The sequence below is a fragment of the Streptomyces sp. NPDC058796 genome (assembly GCF_042745235.1).
Lineage (GTDB): Bacteria > Actinomycetota > Actinomycetes > Streptomycetales > Streptomycetaceae > Streptomyces.
In genome coordinates this window covers 393,912-413,216 of record NZ_JBHYOP010000001.1, presented here as the reverse complement: position 1 = coordinate 413,216, position 19,305 = coordinate 393,912, and the positions used below count along the sequence as shown (strand labels likewise).

The window sequence follows — 19,305 nt, the reverse complement described above, 5'->3', positions numbered from 1 at the left end:
GATCATGCGAGACATGGCGCGACGTGTAGTGCGGTGCGGGGTGGGCCTCATCATGGGGACCGCCACGGCCGCCGTCGAGCTGCTCTTCGCCCTGCTGGCAGGCGCGGCACTCCTGCCGGTGGCGGCCTGGCCCACCGCCCGCCGTGCCGTCCTGCGCCCGGTCCTCGCGGGCGCGCGGATACTGGCGGGCCTGGAGCGGGCCCGGCTGGCGATGTGGCTGGACCTCCGCATCACGCCCGCGCACGAGGACGTGCGGGCCCTGCGGTACGTGGCCTGCCACTGGGCACTGGGCGTCCTGGGCGGCGTGGTGATGCTGACCGCCGCGATCGGCCTCGGATACGGCACCTTCGGGATGTACGGCTGGTTCCTGCTGGACGGCATACGCAACCCCGGTTCGTTCGTCCTCGGCAGTCTGGGCGGCTTCTTCCTCGTGTTCCTCGCCGTGCAGGGAATATTCGGCGTGGTGGGACTGGAGGGGCAGCTGGCGCGCCACTTCCTCGGCCCCCGCCACCAGGAGGAGCTGGAGCGGCGCATCGCCGAGCTGTCCGCCAGCCGCGCCGCCGTGGTCGACGCGGTGAACGACGAACGGCGCCGCATCGAGCGTGACCTGCACGACGGCGTGCAACAGCGCCTCGTCGCCCTCGGCATGCTGCTCGGCCGTGCCCGCCGCAGTCAGGACGCCGACCGGCGCGACCGGCTCCTGGGCCAGGCCCACGACGAGAGCCGCCGCGCCCTGGACGAGCTGCGGGAGGTGGCCTGGCGGATCTACCCGACCACGCTGGACGAGGCGGGTCTGCGCGCGGCCCTGGAGACGGTCGCCGAGCGGGCGTCCGTGCCGGTGGGAGTGGAGTACGACGTGGCCGAGGAACCCGAGCAGGCCGTGGCGACCGTCGCCTACTTCGTCGTCTGCGAGGCTGTCACGAATGCCGTCAAGCACGCGGCGCCCACCCGGATAAGCGTCGCTGTCAGAGCTGAGGAGCAACGGATGTACGTGAGCGTGCAGGACGACGGCTGCGGCGGGGCGAACGCCGCCGGCAGCGGACTGTTCGGGCTCGCCCGACGTGTCGCGGCCCTCGACGGCAGCCTCAGCGTGGTCAGTCCGCCGGGCGGGCCCACCCTCGTGGCCGCGGAGCTGCCATGCGCTTGATCCTCGCCGAGGACTCGACACTGCTGAGGGAGGGGCTGGTGCGGCTGCTGATGGAGGAGGGGCACGAGGTGCTCGCGGCCGTGGGCAACGCCGAGCTGCTGCTGAAGGCGGTCGCCGAGGACCCCCCGGACGTGGTCGTCGCCGATGTCCGGATGCCGCCCACGCACACGGACGAGGGCCTGCGCGCCGCACTGGAGATACGCGAGCGCTGGCCCGAGGTCGGGGTGCTGGTCCTCTCCCAGTACGTCGAGAAGCGGTACGCGACGGAGCTGCTGACCGGTGACACCGAAGGGGTGGGGTACCTGCTGAAGGACCGGGTCGTCCAGATCGACGAGTTCCTGGACGCGCTGGAGCGGGTGGCCGCCGGACGCGCGGCCTTCGACCCGGAGGTCGTCCGGCAGCTGCTCGGCCGCACGACCCACACCGACCTGCTCGCCCGGCTCACCGCGCGGGAGCGGGACGTGCTGGCCGAGATGGCACAGGGGCACACCAACGCGGCGATCGCGCGGCGGCTGCACATCTCGCAGAGCGCGGTGGAGAAACACACCAACGCGATCTTCGACAAGCTGGAACTGACCGGAGGGGAGGGCTATTCGCGCAGAGTGCTGGCGGTACTTCGCTACCTGGGCAGTTGAAGGAGGCCGAGGGGAGCCGGAGCCGGGTCGCCCCAGGTAGTCCGGTGACGGCCCGGCCGCCTGCCGGAAGGCGCGATCAGGATCGGGTCAGCCGCAGCAGCCCCCGCCGCAGCAGCCGCCACCGCCTCCGCCACCCGGTGCTGGAGCGGGAGCGGGAGCGGATCCGGTGGAGGAGCCGCCGACCGCGACCGTCGACAGCAGCTTCACCGTGTCGTCGTGGCCCGCCGGGCAGGCGGCGGGAGCGGAGGACTCGGCCATGGGGCGGCTCAGTTCGAAGGTGTCGCCGCAGCTCCGGCAGCGGTACTCGTAGCGAGGCATGGGCACAGGTTAACCGGCCGGGCGGCCGGCGCCGGCGGGTGAAGCCGGAAATCCGGTCGGGAGGAGACGCGCGCGGTCACCGGCAGCCGGTCGATGATCAGTGACCGGCGCCGCGCTCCTCGCGGATCCGGGAGACCACGTGGGCCACCGTCTGCCGGACCTCCTCGGTCTCCGTGAGGAAGTGCCAGTAGTCGGGGTGGCGGCCCTCCAGCGTGGTGATCGCCCGTTCCAGCCGCGCCACGGCGTCGTCCAGTGGGCGCGCGTGGCGGGGATCCGGGGTGTTGCGGCCGGCCATGGCCAGGCGCTGGGCGTCCCGGATGGCGAAACGGGTGCGTTCGATCTCCTGCTGGGGGTCCTTCTGCACGGCGTTCAACTGCCGCAGGCGGTCGCCGGCGGCCGAGACCGCCTCGTCGGTCGCGTTCAGCAGCGCCCGTACCGTCGACAGGAGGGCGGTGGCGTCCGGCCAGCGCTGTTCGTCGCGGGCGGTCTGGGCCTCGGCCAGTTTCCGTTCGGCCTGCCGGACCGACTCGGCGGCCTGGTCGGGCACCTGCTGGAGGTCCTGCCAGCAGGCGGCGGTGAAGCGTCGGCGCAGCTCGCTCAGTACCGGTTCGACCTGCTCGGCGCGGGTGGTCAGGGCCTGGGCGCGGGTGCGCAGGGAGACCAGCCGGTGGCCGATCTCGGCGGCGCGCTCGGGCAGCCGCTCGGCTTCCGCGCGGACCGACTCGGCCTCCCGGGTGACCCGCTCGGCCCGCTCCAGGGTCTGCGGCACGCCGTGCTGTCCGGCGCCCTGGTTCAGCCGGGTCAGCTCCGGGCCGAGGGCGGCGAGCCGGGCGGCGAGGTCGTCCGCGCTCAGCCGGGACTCGCGTGCCGCGTCCAGGGCGTTGGAGGCGGCGAGCAGAGCCTGCCGGGCGCGCTCGACGGCCGGCGCCAGCCGGGCCAGCTGGGTCTCCGCCTTGCCGAGCAGGGGGCCGAGTCCTTGGGCGAAGCGGTCCAGCTCCTGTTTGACGCGGCCGAGCTCGGTCTTGGCGGCGGTGAGTTCGGAGCGGGCGCGGGAGGCGGCCGACGCCTCCAGGTCGTCCCGGTCCAGGTCGTGGGCGTCCACGGCGTTGATGTACTGGTGGCTGACCTCGTCGATGCGCCGGCCGAGCGCCTCGAAGTCGCCGACCGCGCGCCGGGCGGCGGGGGAGGAGTCGACGGCCGCGATCGTCTCCACCGAGATCCGCAGGTCCCGCTGCGCGGTGTCCAGCTCGTAGAAGGCCGCCGCGGCGTCGTCCTTGGCGGCCTGTGCCTCGGCCCGCTGGCTCTCGGCCCGCCCGCCGAACCAGCGGCGCGTGCCGCCGCCGGTGAACGCGGCGGGAAGCGCGAGCGCGACGAGGAGCGGCATGCCCACGAGGGTGAGAAGGTCATGGACCGCGGCGGGTGTGCGGCGGCGGGTGGAGCGGTGAGGCGGGCGCCGCGCGCACGGCACCATCGGCGAGTCCGGCTGCGATGGTGTCGCCGTCACATCCCTCTCCCGTGTCGTCCGTCCTGCCCGGGTTCATTCTCCCACCCGTTAGGGACGAACACACGGGCCGGTCAGTTCGCGGTTCGGACCGCGACTTTGCCGTCCTGGGTCCGCGCGTTCACCACGTGGGCGCTGGAGTCGTCACGGGGCACGGACACGTCGACCGAACCGTCGTCGCTCTCGGCGGACACCTTGTACGTGCCGCGGGGCAGGGCGACGCTCACGGAGCCGTCGTCGCTGCGGGTCTCCACCAGGTCCGGGACGGCTCGCAGATCGAGGCGGACGGAGCCGTCCTTGGTGGACGCCGCGACGCGGCGCGAGGAGACGTCCGCGCGCAGTGACCCGTCGTCGCTGTGCAGTTCCAGCGGCCCGGTGGTGTCGCTGACGCGGACGGACCCGTCCGCCGTACGGATCTCCAGCGCGTCCCGGAAACCCCGCGCCCGCACGCTGCCGTCGTCGGACTCCACCTTGACGGCGACACCGCGCGGCACTTCCACGCGGTGCTTGCTGGCACAGTCGGCGACCACGCCGGAGCAGTGCGTACGCAGCTTGAGCCGGTCGCCGTCCATGCTCCAGGTCACCTCGGGGTCGGAACCGAGGACGACCGAGCCCTGGAACCACCGTGTCACCTCTACCTTGCCGGCGGCATGGGCGTCGGCGGCGACCACCTCCAGGCCGGAGTCGTCGGCGTCGATGGTGAGGGTGTCGCCCCGGAAGGAGAAGGTCCGGTGGTCGGGGTCCGTGTCGTCCTCCGCGGAGGCGCAGGCACCGAGGCCCGCGACGAGGACGGCGACGGTACCGGCGGCGGCGAGCGCGCGGACCGATGCGCGGGCCGGAAGGATACGGCGGGACATGACGGTTCCCCCAAGGACGGACGACGAGGTGCCGCCGGGTGGATCCGCGGAGCGGGGCCCGGCGCGGCGAGGCTCTTCGAGCGTATGGAGCGGTGGGTCCCTGCGGGATCCGGGCCGCTCCCGGATCGAGGGTGGGGTTAACCCCCCGGCCGGGAGGGACCGGAGTCCGGCACCGACGCGATTGCCGGGCAGCGCCCTGTGCCATGTAGGCTGTCCACTCGTCCTGGGTGCGTAGCTCAGGGGTAGAGCGCCTGCCTTACAAGCAGGATGTCGGCGGTTCGAAACCGTCCGCGCCCACCAGGACCGGCGCCGCTGTCGTCGGTGCGAGGCCCTCGGAGAATGCTCCGGGGGCCTTTCGCGTGCGCCCGCTCGGCGCGCACCGCACGATGCCGGCCGGTGCGGGGGCTTCTCAGGCGTCGTCGGGCGGGGTCCCGGGGTCCGGGGCGGCGTGTGCGCGTTTCAGTTCCGAGCGGGCGGTCACCTGGTCGGGGCCGGTGATCTGCGACCAGTAGCGATGGGTGCTGACGAACACGGCGAGTTCGCGCTCGCGCTGTCGGAGCTTCTCCACCTCGGCCTGCTCGTCCGCGGACCAGCCGGGCGATGCCGGGCGTTCGACCTTGCGCCAGCCGTTGTCGTCGCTGAAGCCGTCGAGCGGTTCGACGGACCAGGGAAGTCTCTTGAGCAGGGCCGACAGCTCGGCCCGGACCTGATGCAGTTCCTCCTGGCCGGCGAGGAGGTCACTGGGGAAGTCATAGGTCGTAGCCACGATCCAATGATACGCCTGTTCGATTTTAAGGCGCGCGTTCCCTTCAGTGGTTCACGCGAAAGGGTGGCCCCCGCCGCCGGGGCCGACTGTCAGACCCCTGCCCTACCGTGAAGAACATGGACGGCGTGGAAGAGCGGGCCGGTGGTGAAGCGGGCCGGGTGTGCCTGGTGCCCTGGGCGGAGGGGGATCTGTGGCTGCTGCGCAGGACCAACGCCCCCGAGATGACCGCGCACCTGGGCGGCCCGGAGACCGAGGAGCAGCTCGCGGTGCGGCACCGGCGCTACGTCGGGCTGGAATCGGGACGGATGTACCGGGTCGCGCTGGCGGACGGTGGCGAGACCGTCGGCTCGATCGGGTACTGGCAGCGGACCTGGCGGGGCGCGGAGGTCTGGGAGACCGGGTGGGCGGTGCTGCCGGAGTTCCAGGGGCGGGGGCTGGCCGCGCGGGCCGCCCGTGCGGTGGCGGAGGCCGCCCGGGACGCCGGTCCGCACCGGTATCTGCACGCGTTCCCGAGCATCGACCACGCCGCTTCCAACGCGGTCTGCCGGCGGGCCGGCTTCATCCTGCTCGGCCAGGCCGACTTCGAGTACCCGAAGGGCCACTGGATCAGGTCGAACGACTGGAGAGTGGACCTGGAGAGAGGAGACTGAGGCCATGTGCCGAAGCATCAAGACACTGCGTCCGCCCGCGCTCCCCGAGGAGGCCACCGAGGACGAGATCAGAGCCGCCGCCCTGCAGTACGTCCGCAAGGTCTCCGGCTTCCGAGCGCCGGCCGCGCACAACCGCGAGGTCTTCGAACGTGCCGTGGAGGCAGTCGCGGGTGCCACGGCCGAGCTGCTCGCCGGCCTGGAGGTACGGGGAGGCGCCGGTGCCCGGCGGGCCTCATGACCTGCGACCCGTGACCTGCGACCCGTGCCTCGTGACCTGAGATCTGTGACCTGCGACCCGTGACCTGAGACCTGTGACCCGTGACCCGTGACCCGGGATCGGGCCCCGTGGGCCGTCGCGTCCCCGACCCCGGCGTCCGCTACGACGCCTCCCGCGCCCCGGGCTGTCGGCGCATCAGGTACGCGGCCGCCGCGCCCGCGCCGAAGAGCGCCGCGAGGGACACTCCCGTGGCCAGCCAGGTCGCGCCCAGCCACTGGCTGCCGAAGTAGCCGAGGGCCACGCTGTACAGGGCCCAGGCGAGTCCGGCGAGGGCGGACCAGGGGAGGAACTCGCGGATCCGGCGGTGCGCGGTGCCGGCGAGGAGGGAGACGACCGAGCGGCCGGCGGGCGCGAAACGGGCCAGTACGACGAGGGCGCCGCCCCCTCGGGCGAGCGCCCCGCCGAGACGTTCCTGCGCCGTCGTCAGCCGGCGGGAACGGGCGATGGCGCGGTCCAGACGCGGCCCGCCGCGCCAGGCGAGACGGTAGACCGCCAGGTCGCCGAGGACGGAGGCGGACGCCGCGCACAGGATCAGGACCAGGATGTCCGGCACGTCCTGCGGGACCCGCCCGGCGGCCGCCGCGCCCGAGCCCGCTGCCGCCGCCGTGGCCGCCGCGATCACCAGCACGCCGCTCGGCAGCACCGGCAGGAAGATGTCGAGGAGTACGGAAGTGGCCACCAGCACATAGATCCATGGGCTGCTGACCAGCGAACCGATGCTTCCGAGACTCTCGACCACCACAACTCCCCGTTACTCCCCCGTGGGCCGGGCCATGCCGCAGGACGCGGGGACGGCAGGAGCGGCCGATGACAGCCATACAGCGTACGCCCGGGGTGTGACAGGCGGTTCACAGGGGGCTTGGGTGTTCGGCACGGAACGTTCACCGGGAGGCGGGCGTCACGTCCCCGGGTCGTTGGGGGACGTGGAGGCGATCAGGCCGCGACCGGGGTCTGCCGCTCGGTGGCCGCCTTCTCCGGCTCGGTCGCGCGCCGGGCGAGGAGCCGGTCGAGGCCGAAGGCGCCGGAGCCGGTGAAGGCCAGCAGCAGGAAGGCCCAGCAGAACATGGCGGAGGCCTCGCCGCCGTTCTCCATCGGCCACAGGGCGCCCGGCTGGTGCACCTTGAAGTACGCGTAGGCCATGGATCCCGAGGAGACGAGTGCGGCGGCGCGGGTGCCGAGGCCCAGCAGGACGAGGCCGCCGCCGACCAGCTGGATCACGGCGGCGTACCAGCCGGGCCAGGTGCCCGCCTCGACCGTGCCGCCGGTGCCCGACGCGCCGCCGAGGACCCCGAAGAGGGAGGCGGCGCCGTGGCAGGCGAAAAGCAGGCCGACGACGATGCGGAACAGGCCGAGGGCGTAGGGCTGGGCGCTGTTGAGGCGTCCGGACATGTGGGGGGTGCTCCTTCGGTCGGGCCGGCCCGGGACGGGGGCCGGTGGGGGACGGAACCGAGTGGGCTGTCCACGTTAGGTGAGCCTAATGAGTACTTGCAAGTTCAACATTTGGCCATGGCGTGGCGGGTGGTCACCGTCCTGTCGCGGCGCACCCTGCTGGTGGGAGCGCTCCCACGGGCGGGCCGAGGCCTGTCGGCATGACTGAATCCATACCCGCCCCCGCCCTGGGCCTACGCCAGCTCCCGGTCCGTGATCACCCGCAGGGCGGTCGTCCCGTCGCGCTCGGCCCGGGCCTGCTCGAGCCGCAGCCGGGCCGACCGCCCCCGCAGCGTCAGCGTCATGATCTGGTTGCCGAACCACGGACCGCCGGTTTTGCGCCAGCCGACCGCCGGCTCCGCGCAGCGTCCGTGGCGGGCGACGCGCCGCCCGAGGGCGCGCGCCCAGGCGCTCCAGCCGAAGCGGAAGCCGAGCCGGATGGAGAGCGGGACGGAGTTGTGGACGGGGGAGCAGGTCAGCTGTGCGACGTGCGCGTCGGGTGCGCGCCCCGGCCAGGACGGTTCGGCCACGTAGGCGTGGTGGACGTCACCCGACAGCACGCTCACCGTCGCGGGCGCCCCGGGCCCCGTACCGGCCTCGGCGATCAGGTCCGCGAGGGCGTCGAAGGAGGAGGGGAAGGCCGACCAGTGCTCCAGGTCGGCGCCCCGCCGGATCCGCTCCCCGAGCCGTGCCCAGCGCGCGCCCCGCTCACCGGCGCACATCGCGGCGTTCCACGCCTCCACGTCGTGCACCAGGTGAGGCAGCAGCCAGGGCAGGGAGGTGCCGATCAGGAGGTGGTCGTAGGCGCCCTCCGGCTCGCCGACGCGCGCCTCCTCTGCCCGGCCGTCGCCCGCGCCCGCCTCCGTGTGGCCGCTCGTCCCCGCGCCCGCCTCCGCACCGCCGCCCCGTCCGTCGAGGATCTGCTCGCGCAGCCAGGCGGCCTCGCCCGGGTCGAGCATCGCGCGGCGGTTCTCCTTCAGGACGCGGGCCGCGCGGGAGTCCACCATCAGCAGCCGTACGCGGCCGAGGTCGCGTCGGTAGCTCCAGCGGACGGAGGAGGGGTCGGCGTCGGTCCGCGCGGCGAACGTACGCAGCACGTCGGTGCCGTCGGGGGTGTCGCGGACGGCGGCGTAGAGGGGGTCGGTGGCCAGCTCCGCGGGGGAGAGGTTGCCGAGTTGCTGGTACACCCAGTAGGACATCAGCCCGCTCAGCAGCCGCTCGCGCCACCAGTCGGTGGCCCGCATGTCGGCGAGCCAGGCCTCTGAGGTGTTCCAGTCGTCGATGACGTCGTGGTCGTCGAAGATCATGCAGCTGGGCACGGTCGACAGCAGCCAGCGCACCTCGGGGTCGAGCCACGACTCGTAGTAGAGGCGGGTGTACTCCTCGTAGTCCGCGACCTGGTCGCCGGGAGGATCGGCGAGGTCGCGGCGGCCGGAGATCCAGCGGCGCGTGGCGTCGGAGACCTCGTCGGCGTAGACCTGGTCACCGAGCAGGAGCAGCACGTCGGGGCGCGCGGCCTCCGGGTCGGCCGCGATGCGGGCGGAGAGGGTGTCCAGCGCGTCCGGCCCCACCGGATCGTGGCCGCCGGCCGGAGGCGCGGCCCAGCGACAGGAGCCGAAGGCGATGCGCGTGCCCGCGTCGGCCGGGGACGAGGCGATGACGGAGGGCGGGAAACGGGAGTCGGGCGGCGGCCACACGCGCGCGCCGTCGAGGAGCACTTCGTACTCGGTAGCCGTGCCGGGTGTCAGGCCGCTCACCGCCACCAGCGCGTAGTGGTGGCCCGCGATCTGGAACGTACGGCTCGTGCCCGAGGCGCCGTCGGCGCAGCGCACCTCGGCGGTGCACGGGCGGTCGCTCTCGACCCACACGGTCGCGCACGAGCCGTCGGTGTATCTCAGCAGTGGCCCCAGGCGCAGTCCGGCCATGGTGATCCCCTCCTCCGTCGCCCCGTACGGTACGGAACGACGGAGGCCGGCGGGGAGATTCCGCGCCGAACACACGGTGGACGGTGGGTCAGCAGTTCGCGAGGTGGCCCTGCAGCGCCGACTTCTCCGCGGAGTCGACCGAGAGGTCGTAGTAGTACTTCACCTGGACCCAGGCGCGGACGTACGTGCAGCGGTAGGCGCTGCGCGAGGGCATCCAGGTGGCGGGGTCCTGGTCGCCCTTGGACTGGTTGACGTTGTCGGTGACCGCGAGGAGCTGGGGGCGGGTCAGGTCGTTGGCGAAGGACTGGCGCCGGGAGGTGGTCCAGGAGCCGGCGCCGGAGTCCCAGGCCTCGGCGAGCGGGACCAGGTGGTCGATGTCGACGTCGGAGGCGGCGGACCAGGTGGCGCCGTCGTAGGGGGAGTACCAGCTGCCGCGCGTGGGGTAGCAGGAGGAGTCGGTGGTGACGCCCGAGCCGTCGCGCTTGAGGACGGTCTCGCGGGTGTTGCAGGTGCCGGACTGGGTGATCCAGTGCGGGAAGAGGTCGCGGTCGTAGCCGGTGCGGCTCTCGGTCTTCACGGTGAGGGAGGCGAGGTAGGCGCGGGCGGTGGCGGCGCTGACCGGGGTGGGGAGGGCGGCGGAGGCGGCCGGGCCGTTGAGCAGCCCGGCCGAGGCTATGAGCCCGGTGAACGCGGCGAGGAAACCGAGCCGTCGACGCGCGTAGAACTTCGGCATGCGAACTCCCTTGGGGTGTGGGGGTGTCGGGACGCGAGCAGGGGAATGCTCACGGCGCCGCATGGCGCACAGGTGTGCGGCCGGTAAGAAGTTAGTGACGTGTGCATGGCACGTCTACGGGTGCGGCAGGACTCGTGACGGAGCGTCCCGGGACTTTCGTCCCACGGGTTGGCCCGCGGGCGTCGCGTACTATGGACGGCGCAGAAGGGGAGTAGCTCTTCGCCGGACCGTCGACACACTGCTCAGCTCGCCTGAGCCGGCGCCCGGAGGCGGGTCTCGTGCGCGAGGCCGGCCAGCGAGACCTTCGGCAAGCAGTGCACGCCCGTGCCGTACGGCGGGGGCGATCCGTGTGCTGCCGTGCCGAGGTGTCCGCAGCGCAGGAGCGGCAAGGACCAGCACTCTCGGCGGGGCGGCCCCGACCGATAGAGGATCCCTTGATCAGCCTGACCGTGACGGCAGTCGTCTTCGGCGTCGTCTTCCTCGCCGAACTGCCCGACAAGACCGCGCTCGCCGGCCTCGTCCTCGGCACCCGCTACCGGGCCTCGTACGTCTTCGCCGGCGTGGCCGCCGCCTTCCTCCTGCACGTCGTGCTCGCGGTCGCGGCCGGCAGTGTGCTGACCCTGCTGCCGCAGCAGATCGTGCACGCGATCACCGGAGTGCTCTTCCTGGGCGGCGCGGCCGTGCTGCTGATGAAGAAGGGCGACGAGGACGAGGAGATCCGCAAGCCCGAGGACCAGTCCTTCTGGAAGGTCTCCGGCGCGGGCTTCATGCTCATCCTGGTCGCGGAGTTCGGCGACCTCACGCAGATCATGACCGCGAACCTCGCGGCCCGCTACGACGACCCGCTCTCCGTCGGCCTCGGCGCGGTGCTCGCGCTGTGGGCGGTGGCCGGACTCGGCATCGTCGGCGGGAAGGCCCTGATGAAGCGGGTGCCGCTGGCGCTGATCACGAAGATCGCCGCGCTGCTCATGCTGGGTCTGGGTGTGTGGAGCCTGTGGGAGGCGGTCGCCGGCTGAACGGTCCGTGAACGTTCCGGCGGGGCGGTGGCGCGATCCCCGACGCGTTTTGTACCGTGGAGAAACAAAGTGGCTCCCGTCCGTTCTCCCTGACCGGCGGGCGGGGCCGCCTTGTTTCCTCCCCGCGCTTTGGAGTCTGCCGATGACGGCCACCGCCCCCACCGTTCTCACCGCCCGTGCCCTGCTGCTGGACATGGACGGCACCCTCGTCAACTCGGACGCCGCCGTCGAGCGCGTCTGGCGGCGCTGGGCCGACCGGCACGGGCTGGACGGCGACGAGGTCATGAAGGTCGTCCACGGGCGTCAGGGCTACGCCTCCATGGCGCTGTTGCTGCCGGAGCGGCCGATGGAGCAGAACCACGCCGACAACGCGCGCATGCTCGCCGAGGAGACCGCCGACACCGAGGGCGTCGTCGCCATCCCGGGCGCGCCGGAGTTCCTGGCCTCGCTGCGCGGCCTGCCGCACGCCCTGGTGACCTCGGCCGACGTGCCGCTTTCCACCGCGCGGATGGCCGCCGCCGGGCTCGCCCAGCCGGACGTCCGGGTCACCGCCGAGTCGGTCGGCGCCAGCAAGCCGGACCCCGAGGGCTTCCTCAAGGGCGCCGCCGAGCTGGGTGTCGAGCCCGCCGACTGCGTCGCCTTCGAGGACTCCGGCGCCGGCATCGCCGCCGCCCGCGCCGCCGGGATGCGGGTCGTGGGCGTCGGCCCGCGTGCCGGTCTGCACGGGCCGGACGTGGTCGTGGAGGACCTGACGCGGGTGCGGGTGGAGGCCGGCGCGGACGGCTCGCTGCGGCTGCACATCGGCTGACGGCCGTCCGCTGACGCGCGATGAGCGAGTCGGCCGGTGTACGGCGAGCGTCGGCTGACGCACGGCGTCGGCTCGCACCGGACGACCGTCGGCTGCCGCACGACCCGAGCACAGTGTCCGTACGACGAGCACAGTGTCCGTACGACGGGCACAGCCGACGTGCGACGACCACGGTGTCCGTACGACGAGCCCAGCCGACGTGCGACGAGCACGGGCTGCCCCGAGCGAGCCGCGGGACCGCCCCCGCGGCTCGCGGCCGGACGCGGACTACGGCTCGTGCGTCTCCGACTCCAGCATGCGCCGGGTGTCCTGCCCGTAGACGCCGAGCTCGTCGGAGCGGACGCCGCGGGCCCACTGGTATCTCCGGACCGCGTCCTCGACCTGGTGGTTGTAGTTGCCGTTGATGTCACCGTTGTAGAGGTACAGCTGGGTCAGCCGCTGCTGCAGCTCGGCCACCTCGGAGCCCCGGTCGCCGCGGTGCAGTGTGGGGCCGCCGCCGTAGCCCTGGTCGCGGTCGTCGTCCTCGGGCTCCTCTGCGGGCGCGTCGGAAGGGGTGGTGGCGGCGGCCGGCGACGTCTCGGCCGACCGGGACGGCGACGGCGGGGCACTGGACGCCGACTGCGAAACGGACGGCGAGGGTGACGGACTGGTGCTCGCGGACGTCGACGCGGACGGCGACGGTGACCCGGAGGTCTGGGAGGCGGACGGCGAGCTCGGCGCGGGCGCGGTGGACGCCGCACTGGCCGACGGCTCCGGCACGCTCGCCCTGACCTCCTCCGGCAGCGCGCCGTCCCGCGAGGGCGACTCGTAGGCGAACAGGCCGCTCGCGAACCCGGCGGCGCCCACCACGACCACGACCGCCCCCACCGCACTGAGCAGCACTCCCCGGCGCCGCCCGCGACGCCCGCCGGTGCCGTCCGCGCCGGGCTCCACCGGCATGACGGGCGCGGTGGCCGAGACGGCCGACGTTTCGAACAGGCGCAGGTCGTGCGCGCGTGGCGCGCCGGTCGAGGGTGCCAGCGGCGTGGGCAGCACGGAGGTCGCCTCGGTGGCCGCGGCCGGCGGCTGCCCGGCATCGACGGCGCGCAGCGTCATGGTGGCGTCGGATTCCGGCGCGGCCGTTGCGGCGGCCGGGGCGGGTGAAGTGGACGCGGACGGGGGCGTCGCGTCCGGCGGAACGGTGGCCTCCGGTGCCCCGTCGGCGGAGGTGTCTCGCGGCGGCTGCCCGCCCGTGCCGTCCAGCTCGACGTACGGACGTATCCGCAGCGGGTCGAAGTCCTCCGCCGCTGCCGCCTGCGCCGTACGCGCGTCGCGCAGGGCGTCTGACGCGCGCGTTCCGCAGGCGCAGGCGGGCGTGTTGTCCGCTTCCCTGGGCGTGCCGCACTCCGGGCACGAGTGCCCGGAGGAGGCTCGCTCCCGCGACGCCTCTCCCTGCCGTTCAGGCTGTTCCCGCTGCTCCAACGCGCTCGTCCCTCCCCTCGCGACTCCCCTCGCGAACTCCAGAGATTATGCAGATCTTCTCCCTGCTTCCGCGCGGACGCCCCCGGAATCCCGGCTTCCCTCAGTTCCGAACCGCCCAAATCCGGTCACACCCACTGCGAAGCCCGGCCCGGGTCCCGCGACCACCGTCACGACGGCAGCGGCTTGGCGAACCAGTGCTCGGCGTACGGGCCGTCGTTGTACGGCTCGGTCTCCGCGTAACCGAGTCGGGCGTACAGGGCACGGGCCTCCACGAGGTCACCGCGCGTGTCGAGCACCATCCGCGAGGCCCCGAGCGCCCGTGCCGCCTCCTCGGCGGCCCGTACGAGGAGCGCGGCGCCGCCCCGGCCGCGCATCCGCTCGTACAGGAACACCCGGGTCAGCTCGGCGGTGCGGGCGTCCAGCAGCCGCACGCCCGCCGTGCCCGCCGCCTCGCCGCCGTACCGCGCGACCAGCAGGCGGCCCCGGGGAGGAGCGAGGTCGGCGCCGGACTGGGCGGCGATCTCCCGCTCCAGTTCGCCGGAGTCGGTGGGCCGCCCCTCGTGCAGCAGGTACCAGCGGTCGCTGACTTCGGTGTAGTACGCGCGCCACAGGGCGACGGCCTCGGGGGAGTCGTACGGCTCCGGGGCGACAGTCCAGGTCATCCGGCCATTCTCGGAACGGACCGTCCGCCGCGCGAGCGTATTTTCCCACGGACGCGCCGTCCCCGCTCCCCGTGCGCCGTTTGACCGGGAACTGAGGGGCAACCCGAACGGCGAACCGGCCCGCCAGGAGAGCCGGTGGGGCCGACAACCCGGAAGGCACTCATGTCCACAGGCGTGATCATCGCGTTGATCGTGATCGTGGCGGCCGTGCTCGTCGTGGCGGCCGTCCTGGCCCTGCGCGCACGGGGCCCTCAGCACGGCGGAAGCCTGAAGCGGCGCTTCGGGCCCGAGTACGACCGGGCCGTGGCCCGGCACGACGGCGACACCAAGGCGGCCGAGCGCGAGCTGGCCGACCGCGTGGAACGGCACGGGGCGCTGCGCGAACGGGAGCTGGAACCGGCCGAGCGCGAGCGCTTCGAGGCGCGCTGGACGGCGGCCCAGGAGCGCTTCGTCGAATCCCCGCGGGAGGCGGTCGGCGAGGCGGACCGGCTGCTCGCGGAGCTGGCCGGCGCCCGGGGTTTCCCGGACGGCGGGCAGTACGAGGAGCAGCTGGCCGCGCTGTCCGTGCACCACGCCCACCACGTCGACGGCTACCGGCGCGTGCACCGCGTGACGCACGCGAGGGTGGACGGCGCGCACGACGCCGGAGCGGGCACGGAGGAGATGCGCGAGGCCATGGTCGCGGCCCGGGCGCTGTTCGAGGATCTGGTACGCCCGGCCCGCCACCACGACGGAGGCCGGCACCGGGCCGGCACGGACGGCCACGGAGCGGCGCCCGCCACTCGCGCGCACCACTCCTGGTCGCTCGGCAAGAGCCGCCCGAAGGAGAGTTGAGGCACATGTCCGACGTGACCCGGCAGCCCGACGGCACGCCCGTCGGGCCCCAGACACCCGAACCCCGAGCACGCGGTGCGGAAGCGGCCCTCGGACCGCGGACCGACGGCGAGACCCACCCCCGGTCCACCGGTGGCACCACCACCCCGGCCGCCACCACCCCGGCCGCGGCCCACGGGGACGCGCTCCTCCCGCACGACGAGTGCGACAAGCTCGGACAGCGGCTGCAGCACGCGGTGGCCGGCTTCGTCGACGCGCCGCGCGCCTCCGTGGAGGAGGCCGACCGCGTCCTGGAGGAGCTCACCGCACGCTTCACGGACGCCGTGGCGCACCGCCGGCGCACCGTGCGCACGTCCTGGCACGACACGGACCCGGACGACCGCGCGACGAGCACCGACACCGAACAACTCCGCCTGGCCCTGCGGGACTACCGCGAACTGGCGGACCGCCTGATGCGCCTGTGACCGACGGGCGTCACCGCTCCGCCCGGCGCTCCCGCCACTGCCGTACGACCTCTTCGACGTCGTAGGGCTTCAGACCCAGCGGGGGGCCGGGCGGCGGCTTGAACATCACCTCGCGGATCTTGACGTTGATCTCCCCGACGATGCGGCGCACCACCCGCTCCGACGGGGCGTTCACCGCCGCCTGAAGGGCGTCCTCAGCCTCCTTGCGCAGGGCGAGGGTCGGCGGCAGTACGGAGAAGCCCTCGCGGGCCATCTTCCGCTTCACCCACCACAGCTCGTCGTAGGTGCTGTCCACCTCGCTCGGCAGGGGCTTGCCCGCGCCGGGCAGTTCGGCGAACTCGCCGCGCGCCTCCGCGTCACGGATCTGTTTGTCGACCCAGGACTCGAAGTCGACGCCGGGTGGCTTTCGCTCGGTCATGACCCCATTGTGCCGGACACCACACCACCGGCCGACTTATCATGCGGCGGCGGTACGTCAACGAGGGACGTCACTGGAGGAGCGCACGTGCTCGAACTCACCATGGCCGCCGTCACCGCGGCGGACGCGGGTGCCACGGCCGGCATGCAGATGGCCGAGGCGCCCAGCGAGCCGGGAGCGGTGCTGCGGGTGGGCAGGGACAAGTCCGTGTGCCGGCTGTCGACGCCGGACGACTGGCTGTTCGTCTCCCGGGTCCACCTGGAGTTCCGCTGCGGGCCCGACGGCACGTGGCAGCTGACGTGGCTGCGCGGCTCCCAGCCGGACCCCTCCTCGGAGGTCCGGCTCACCGTCGGCGGCCACGCCCGGTCCCTGTCCTACGGCGGGACCGTGCCGCTGCCCGGGGGCGGCAGCGGCGAGATCGTGGTCCAGGACCGCTCGCAGCCGCGCAGCGTCAACGTCGGCTTCTACCACGAGGCCTGAGGGCGCGCCGCCCTCACTCCAGCACGCGGGCCAGCGCGAAACCGTCGTAGCCCTTGCTGCCGACCGTCTGGATCGCCGTGCCGCTGAGCCGCGGGTGGCTGCCGATCATCTCGATGGCGGCGCGGGTGCCGCGCACGTCGTCGCCGGTGTCACCGGCGTCGGCCACGCGGCCGCCGCGGACCACGTTGTCCACGACGATCAGACTGCCGGTGCTGGTGAGCTTCAGGGCCCACTCCAGGTAGTGCGGGTTGTTGCCCTTGTCCGCGTCGATGAAGACCAGGTCGAACGGCGGCGGGTTGTCGTCGGCGAGCTTCGGCAGCGACTCCAGGGCCGGGCCGACGCGTACGTCGACGAGGGCGTCGAGGCCGGCGCGGGCGATGTTGCGGGTGGCGACCTCGGCGTGCCGGGCGCTGTACTCCAGCGTGACCAGGCGGCCGTCGGCGGGCAGGGCGCGGGCCAGCCAGATGGTGCTGTAGCCGGCGAGGGTGCCGATCTCCAGGATGGTGCGGGCGCCCTGGATCTGCGCGAGCAGCTGGAGGAGCTTCCCCTGGCCGGCGGTGACGTTCACCGGCGGCAGCCCGGCGGCGTCGCTTTCCCGCAGGGCGGCGTCCAAGGCGTCGTCGGCGGGGGAGAGCTGGGCGGTGAAGTAGGCGTCGACGTCGTCCCAGAGCTGTGAGTCGCTCATGCGGGCCTCCCGTGTGCGTCGTTAGCTTTTCTAAGTAGATGCGCTAACGAAGATAGCCGGGGGTGGGGCGGGGGAGGTGTGTTCCGGACGGGCGGGTGTTGCCGTGTCGCCGGTCTCTGGGGCCCGGCGCGGGTGTGGGCGTCGGGGGTGGGTCGCGCGGCCCGGCGCGGCGGGGTGCCTCCGCCGCTCTCGGCTTCGCTCGGGCGGGAGGTGCCCCCACCGCCCACCCGTGCCGCCCTGGGGGTACCTCCCAGGCCGTTCAGGCACCGGGGGAGGCACGGCTGCCCGCAGCTGGGGCGGGACGGCGGCCCGCCTCGCGCGGGCGGTTGGCCGCGTACGGCGGGAAGGGGACGTGTCGGGGGTGTCCGCCCGCAGCGGTTGGCGCGTCCGCGCCGTTCAGCCCCGTAGCCGACCGATTCCGCGCCGTTCCGAGGACGGACACCCCCCGGCGCGCCCCGACCCACCCACCGAACCAACCGCGCTACCCGCCCCCCCCCACCGAACCCGCGCAGGCCGCCGCAGGCACCCGTCACACGCGTCAGCGTTCACGCTCGCGCGCGTCCACCGCCGGTGCCGAGCCCGGCAGCGGCCGGCCCGCCGACTCCGACATGAACCACACCGCCACGCCGCCGACGACGGCCGCGGCCATCATGTAGTACGCGGGCATCATCATGTTCCCCGTCGCCCCGATCAGCGCCGTCACCACCAGCGGCGTCGTCCCGCCGAACAGGGAGACGGACACGTTGAAGCCGATCGACAGCGACCCGTACCGCACCCGCGTCGGGAAGAGCGCGGGCAGTGCGGACGGCATCGACGCGGTGAAGCAGACGAGCAGCAGACCCAGCGCGGCCATACCCAGGCCCACCGCCCACAGGCTGCCGTCGCGGATCAGCAGCAGCGCCGGGACCGACAGCAGCAGGAAGCCCGCGCAGCCCGCCGCGATCACCGGACGCCGCCCGACCCGGTCGGTCAGCGCTCCCGCGAACGGCTGGACGACCATCATCAGCGCCATCACGGCCAGCACCACGAGCAGCCCGTGCGTCTCGTCGTACTCCAGCTCGCTCGTCAGGTAGCTCGGCATGTACGACAGCAGCATGTAGTCCGTGACGTTGAAGACCAGCACCAGGCCGACGCAGAGCAGCAGCGCCTTCCACTGCCCGGTGACCATCTCCCGCAGCGGCACCTTGACCCGCTCGGCCTCCGCCTTCTCGACCTCGGCGGCGAACGCCGGCGTCTCCTCCAGCCGCATCCGCAGGTACAGCCCGATGATGCCCATCGGCCCCGCGATCAGGAACGGGATCCGCCAGCCCCAGGACGTCAGGTCGCCGTCCGACAGCAGTGCCGTCATCAGCGTCACCAGGCCGGCGCCGGCGATGTAACCGGCCAGCGTGCCGAACTCCAGCCAGCTCCCCAGGAACCCGCGCCGCTTGTCCGGCGCGTACTCCGCGATGAAGGTGGACGCGCCCGCGTACTCACCCCCGGTGGAGAATCCCTGCACCAGCCGCGCGACCAGCAGCAGCACCGGCGCCCACACGCCGATCGACGCGTAGGAGGGGATCAGCCCGATGGCGAACGTGCCCGCCGCCATCATGATCATCGTCAGGGCGAGGACCTTCTGCCGCCCGACCCGGTCGCCGAGCGGCCCGAAGACCATGCCACCGAGCGGCCGGACCAGGAACGCCGCCGCGAAGGCGCCGAAGGTGGAGAGCAGCTGGGCGGTCGGGTTCCCCGACGGGAAGAAGACCTTGCCCAGCGTCACGGCGATGTAGCTGTAGACGCCGAAGTCGAACCACTCCATCGCGTTGCCGAGCGCCGCCGCCTTGACGGCACGCCTGACCAGCGCGGGATCGGTTGCGGTGGGGGTACCGGAGGAACCCGAGGGGAACGGTGCGGGGGTCGTACGGGACGGATGGGCGACGACGGGGGCGGCCGACAAGACTCCGCTCGCCTACCTTTCGACGGGAACAGGGACGCCCCGACCCGCACGGCGGCACTGTCGCCGGGCCGGAAAGAACCCGCGGCCACTCGGCCACGGGCAGAAAAGCGACCATAGGCGCTGATGCGCCGCTTACGCCCGGTATGCTTTTCGTTGCACACTGCACCAAAAGGGCGTACACGCAGGGACATCCGCGCGCCAGGGAGCGCTCCTCGCCCCTGTGGCCTGTGATCCTTCTCGCTCCCCGGAGAGGCAACCGGCCCGTTCCCGCACTATCGTCGTCCGAACATGGCCCGAACAAACG

General features: G+C 73.3%; 22 protein-coding genes and 1 tRNA gene. 10 read left to right on the top strand and 13 right to left on the bottom strand.

Features of this window, described 5'->3' with window-relative positions; genetic code table 11:
* The first annotated feature begins 4 nt into the window (after positions 1–4).
* Positions 5–1,147 (top strand): sensor histidine kinase, encoded by a 1,143-nt coding sequence (locus ACFW47_RS01960; protein ID WP_386304390.1) that lies wholly within the window; start codon positions 5–7, stop codon positions 1,145–1,147.
* On the top strand, positions 1,138–1,782 hold the full coding sequence (locus tag ACFW47_RS01955) for a response regulator (RefSeq protein ID WP_386279130.1): 645 nt from the start codon (positions 1,138–1,140) through the stop codon (positions 1,780–1,782). The genes ACFW47_RS01960 and ACFW47_RS01955 overlap by 10 nt, the downstream gene beginning before the upstream one ends.
* A gap of 87 nt (positions 1,783–1,869) precedes the next feature.
* On the opposite strand, the gene ACFW47_RS01950 is transcribed toward ACFW47_RS01955, so the two are convergent.
* From ACFW47_RS01950 to ACFW47_RS01940, 3 genes are all read right to left on the bottom strand, one after another.
* Positions 1,870–2,100, bottom strand: coding sequence for a zinc ribbon domain-containing protein (locus ACFW47_RS01950; RefSeq protein WP_386279132.1), 231 nt, complete (start codon positions 2,098–2,100; stop codon positions 1,870–1,872).
* A gap of 97 nt (positions 2,101–2,197) precedes the next feature.
* Entirely contained in the window at positions 2,198–3,604 is a 1,407-nt protein-coding gene (locus ACFW47_RS01945) for a hypothetical protein (protein WP_386279134.1), read from the bottom strand.
* Between the two features lie 71 nt (positions 3,605–3,675).
* Positions 3,676–4,458 carry a DUF4097 family beta strand repeat-containing protein gene (locus ACFW47_RS01940; protein ID WP_386304387.1) on the bottom strand — a complete coding sequence of 261 codons (783 nt, stop codon included), beginning with the start codon at positions 4,456–4,458 and terminating at the stop codon, positions 3,676–3,678.
* A gap of 225 nt (positions 4,459–4,683) precedes the next feature.
* On the opposite strand from ACFW47_RS01940, the gene ACFW47_RS01935 reads away from it, so the two are divergent.
* Positions 4,684–4,758 (top strand) — tRNA-Val (locus ACFW47_RS01935).
* A gap of 109 nt (positions 4,759–4,867) precedes the next feature.
* On the opposite strand, the gene ACFW47_RS01930 is transcribed toward ACFW47_RS01935, so the two are convergent.
* Complete coding sequence (locus ACFW47_RS01930) at positions 4,868–5,224, bottom strand: hypothetical protein (RefSeq protein WP_386279138.1); 357 nt, start codon at positions 5,222–5,224, stop codon at positions 4,868–4,870.
* Positions 5,225–5,340: 116 nt separating this feature from the next.
* Here ACFW47_RS01930 and ACFW47_RS01925 point away from each other — a divergent pair, with 116 nt between their 5' ends.
* Together ACFW47_RS01925 and ACFW47_RS01920 are read left to right on the top strand one after the other, a co-directional pair.
* Positions 5,341–5,874, top strand: coding sequence for a GNAT family N-acetyltransferase (locus tag ACFW47_RS01925; RefSeq protein ID WP_386279140.1), 534 nt, complete (start codon positions 5,341–5,343; stop codon positions 5,872–5,874).
* 4 nt (positions 5,875–5,878) lie between these two features.
* Positions 5,879–6,112, top strand: coding sequence for a DUF2277 domain-containing protein (locus ACFW47_RS01920; RefSeq protein ID WP_386279142.1), 234 nt, complete (start codon positions 5,879–5,881; stop codon positions 6,110–6,112).
* Between the two features lie 139 nt (positions 6,113–6,251).
* Here the strand turns inward: ACFW47_RS01920 and ACFW47_RS01915 are convergent, their stop codons facing one another.
* The 4 genes from ACFW47_RS01915 to ACFW47_RS01900 all read right to left on the bottom strand — a co-directional run bounded on the left by ACFW47_RS01915 (position 6,252) and on the right by ACFW47_RS01900 (position 10,237).
* Positions 6,252–6,890 (bottom strand): DedA family protein, encoded by a 639-nt coding sequence (locus ACFW47_RS01915; protein ID WP_386279144.1) that lies wholly within the window; start codon positions 6,888–6,890, stop codon positions 6,252–6,254.
* Between the two features lie 194 nt (positions 6,891–7,084).
* Complete coding sequence (locus ACFW47_RS01910) at positions 7,085–7,540, bottom strand: DoxX family protein (protein ID WP_386279146.1); 456 nt, start codon at positions 7,538–7,540, stop codon at positions 7,085–7,087.
* A gap of 233 nt (positions 7,541–7,773) precedes the next feature.
* On the bottom strand, positions 7,774–9,504 hold the full coding sequence (locus ACFW47_RS01905) for an alkaline phosphatase D family protein (RefSeq protein WP_386304384.1): 1,731 nt from the start codon (positions 9,502–9,504) through the stop codon (positions 7,774–7,776).
* An 88-nt stretch (positions 9,505–9,592) separates the two neighbouring features.
* The gene (locus tag ACFW47_RS01900; protein ID WP_386279150.1) at positions 9,593–10,237 is read right to left on the bottom strand and encodes an HNH endonuclease family protein; all 645 of its coding nucleotides are present in this window, start codon (positions 10,235–10,237) and stop codon (positions 9,593–9,595) included.
* A 434-nt stretch (positions 10,238–10,671) separates the two neighbouring features.
* Between ACFW47_RS01900 and ACFW47_RS01895 the strand changes: the two genes are divergently transcribed.
* A complete protein-coding gene (locus ACFW47_RS01895; protein ID WP_386304381.1) occupies positions 10,672–11,253 on the top strand; it encodes a TMEM165/GDT1 family protein in 582 nt (193 codons plus the stop codon).
* A 142-nt stretch (positions 11,254–11,395) separates the two neighbouring features.
* Positions 11,396–12,061, top strand: coding sequence for an HAD-IA family hydrolase (locus ACFW47_RS01890; RefSeq protein WP_386279154.1), 666 nt, complete (start codon positions 11,396–11,398; stop codon positions 12,059–12,061).
* Positions 12,062–12,328: 267 nt separating this feature from the next.
* Here ACFW47_RS01890 and ACFW47_RS01885 read toward each other — a convergent pair whose 3' ends face one another.
* Together ACFW47_RS01885 and ACFW47_RS01880 are read right to left on the bottom strand one after the other, a co-directional pair.
* Positions 12,329–13,522, bottom strand: a complete 1,194-nt coding sequence (locus ACFW47_RS01885) for a peptidoglycan-binding protein (RefSeq protein WP_386304378.1) — start codon at positions 13,520–13,522, stop codon at positions 12,329–12,331.
* A gap of 167 nt (positions 13,523–13,689) precedes the next feature.
* On the bottom strand, positions 13,690–14,184 hold the full coding sequence (locus ACFW47_RS01880) for a GNAT family N-acetyltransferase (RefSeq protein ID WP_386279158.1): 495 nt from the start codon (positions 14,182–14,184) through the stop codon (positions 13,690–13,692).
* Positions 14,185–14,346: 162 nt separating this feature from the next.
* Between ACFW47_RS01880 and ACFW47_RS01875 the strand changes: the two genes are divergently transcribed.
* Complete coding sequence (locus ACFW47_RS01875; RefSeq protein ID WP_386304376.1) at positions 14,347–15,018, top strand: hypothetical protein; 672 nt, start codon at positions 14,347–14,349, stop codon at positions 15,016–15,018.
* A gap of 5 nt (positions 15,019–15,023) precedes the next feature.
* Entirely contained in the window at positions 15,024–15,482 is a 459-nt protein-coding gene (locus ACFW47_RS01870; protein WP_386304374.1) for a hypothetical protein, read from the top strand.
* A gap of 10 nt (positions 15,483–15,492) precedes the next feature.
* Here ACFW47_RS01870 and ACFW47_RS01865 read toward each other — a convergent pair whose 3' ends face one another.
* On the bottom strand, positions 15,493–15,900 hold the full coding sequence (locus ACFW47_RS01865) for a DUF1992 domain-containing protein (RefSeq protein ID WP_386304372.1): 408 nt from the start codon (positions 15,898–15,900) through the stop codon (positions 15,493–15,495).
* 87 nt (positions 15,901–15,987) lie between these two features.
* Here ACFW47_RS01865 and ACFW47_RS01860 point away from each other — a divergent pair, with 87 nt between their 5' ends.
* A complete protein-coding gene (locus ACFW47_RS01860) occupies positions 15,988–16,380 on the top strand; it encodes an FHA domain-containing protein (protein WP_386279166.1) in 393 nt (130 codons plus the stop codon).
* Positions 16,381–16,393: 13 nt separating this feature from the next.
* On the opposite strand, the gene ACFW47_RS01855 is transcribed toward ACFW47_RS01860, so the two are convergent.
* Together ACFW47_RS01855 and proP are read right to left on the bottom strand one after the other, a co-directional pair.
* A complete protein-coding gene (locus ACFW47_RS01855) occupies positions 16,394–17,065 on the bottom strand; it encodes an O-methyltransferase (protein ID WP_386279168.1) in 672 nt (223 codons plus the stop codon).
* A 538-nt stretch (positions 17,066–17,603) separates the two neighbouring features.
* Complete coding sequence (gene proP / locus ACFW47_RS01850; RefSeq protein WP_386279170.1) at positions 17,604–19,001, bottom strand: glycine betaine/L-proline transporter ProP; 1,398 nt, start codon at positions 18,999–19,001, stop codon at positions 17,604–17,606.
* Between the last annotated feature and the right edge of the window lie 304 nt (positions 19,002–19,305).

Excerpts from the sequence above, each read along its gene's own strand:
- ACFW47_RS01960 (WP_386304390.1), top strand. The coding sequence starts at position 5 with ATGCGAGACATGGCGCGACGTGTAGTGCGGTGCGGGGTGGGCCTCATC.
- ACFW47_RS01955 (WP_386279130.1), top strand. The coding sequence starts at position 1,138 with ATGCGCTTGATCCTCGCCGAGGACTCGACACTGCTGAGGGAGGGGCTG.
- ACFW47_RS01950 (WP_386279132.1), bottom strand. The coding sequence starts at position 2,100 with ATGCCTCGCTACGAGTACCGCTGCCGGAGCTGCGGCGACACCTTCGAA.
- ACFW47_RS01940 (WP_386304387.1), bottom strand. The coding sequence starts at position 4,458 with ATGTCCCGCCGTATCCTTCCGGCCCGCGCATCGGTCCGCGCGCTCGCC.
- ACFW47_RS01925 (WP_386279140.1), top strand. The coding sequence starts at position 5,341 with ATGGACGGCGTGGAAGAGCGGGCCGGTGGTGAAGCGGGCCGGGTGTGC.
- ACFW47_RS01920 (WP_386279142.1), top strand. The coding sequence starts at position 5,879 with ATGTGCCGAAGCATCAAGACACTGCGTCCGCCCGCGCTCCCCGAGGAG.
- ACFW47_RS01910 (WP_386279146.1), bottom strand. The coding sequence starts at position 7,540 with ATGTCCGGACGCCTCAACAGCGCCCAGCCCTACGCCCTCGGCCTGTTC.
- ACFW47_RS01905 (WP_386304384.1), bottom strand. The coding sequence starts at position 9,504 with ATGGCCGGACTGCGCCTGGGGCCACTGCTGAGATACACCGACGGCTCG.
- ACFW47_RS01900 (WP_386279150.1), bottom strand. The coding sequence starts at position 10,237 with ATGCCGAAGTTCTACGCGCGTCGACGGCTCGGTTTCCTCGCCGCGTTC.
- ACFW47_RS01890 (WP_386279154.1), top strand. The coding sequence starts at position 11,396 with ATGACGGCCACCGCCCCCACCGTTCTCACCGCCCGTGCCCTGCTGCTG.
- ACFW47_RS01880 (WP_386279158.1), bottom strand. The coding sequence starts at position 14,184 with ATGACCTGGACTGTCGCCCCGGAGCCGTACGACTCCCCCGAGGCCGTC.
- ACFW47_RS01875 (WP_386304376.1), top strand. The coding sequence starts at position 14,347 with ATGTCCACAGGCGTGATCATCGCGTTGATCGTGATCGTGGCGGCCGTG.
- ACFW47_RS01870 (WP_386304374.1), top strand. The coding sequence starts at position 15,024 with ATGTCCGACGTGACCCGGCAGCCCGACGGCACGCCCGTCGGGCCCCAG.
- ACFW47_RS01865 (WP_386304372.1), bottom strand. The coding sequence starts at position 15,900 with ATGACCGAGCGAAAGCCACCCGGCGTCGACTTCGAGTCCTGGGTCGAC.
- ACFW47_RS01855 (WP_386279168.1), bottom strand. The coding sequence starts at position 17,065 with ATGAGCGACTCACAGCTCTGGGACGACGTCGACGCCTACTTCACCGCC.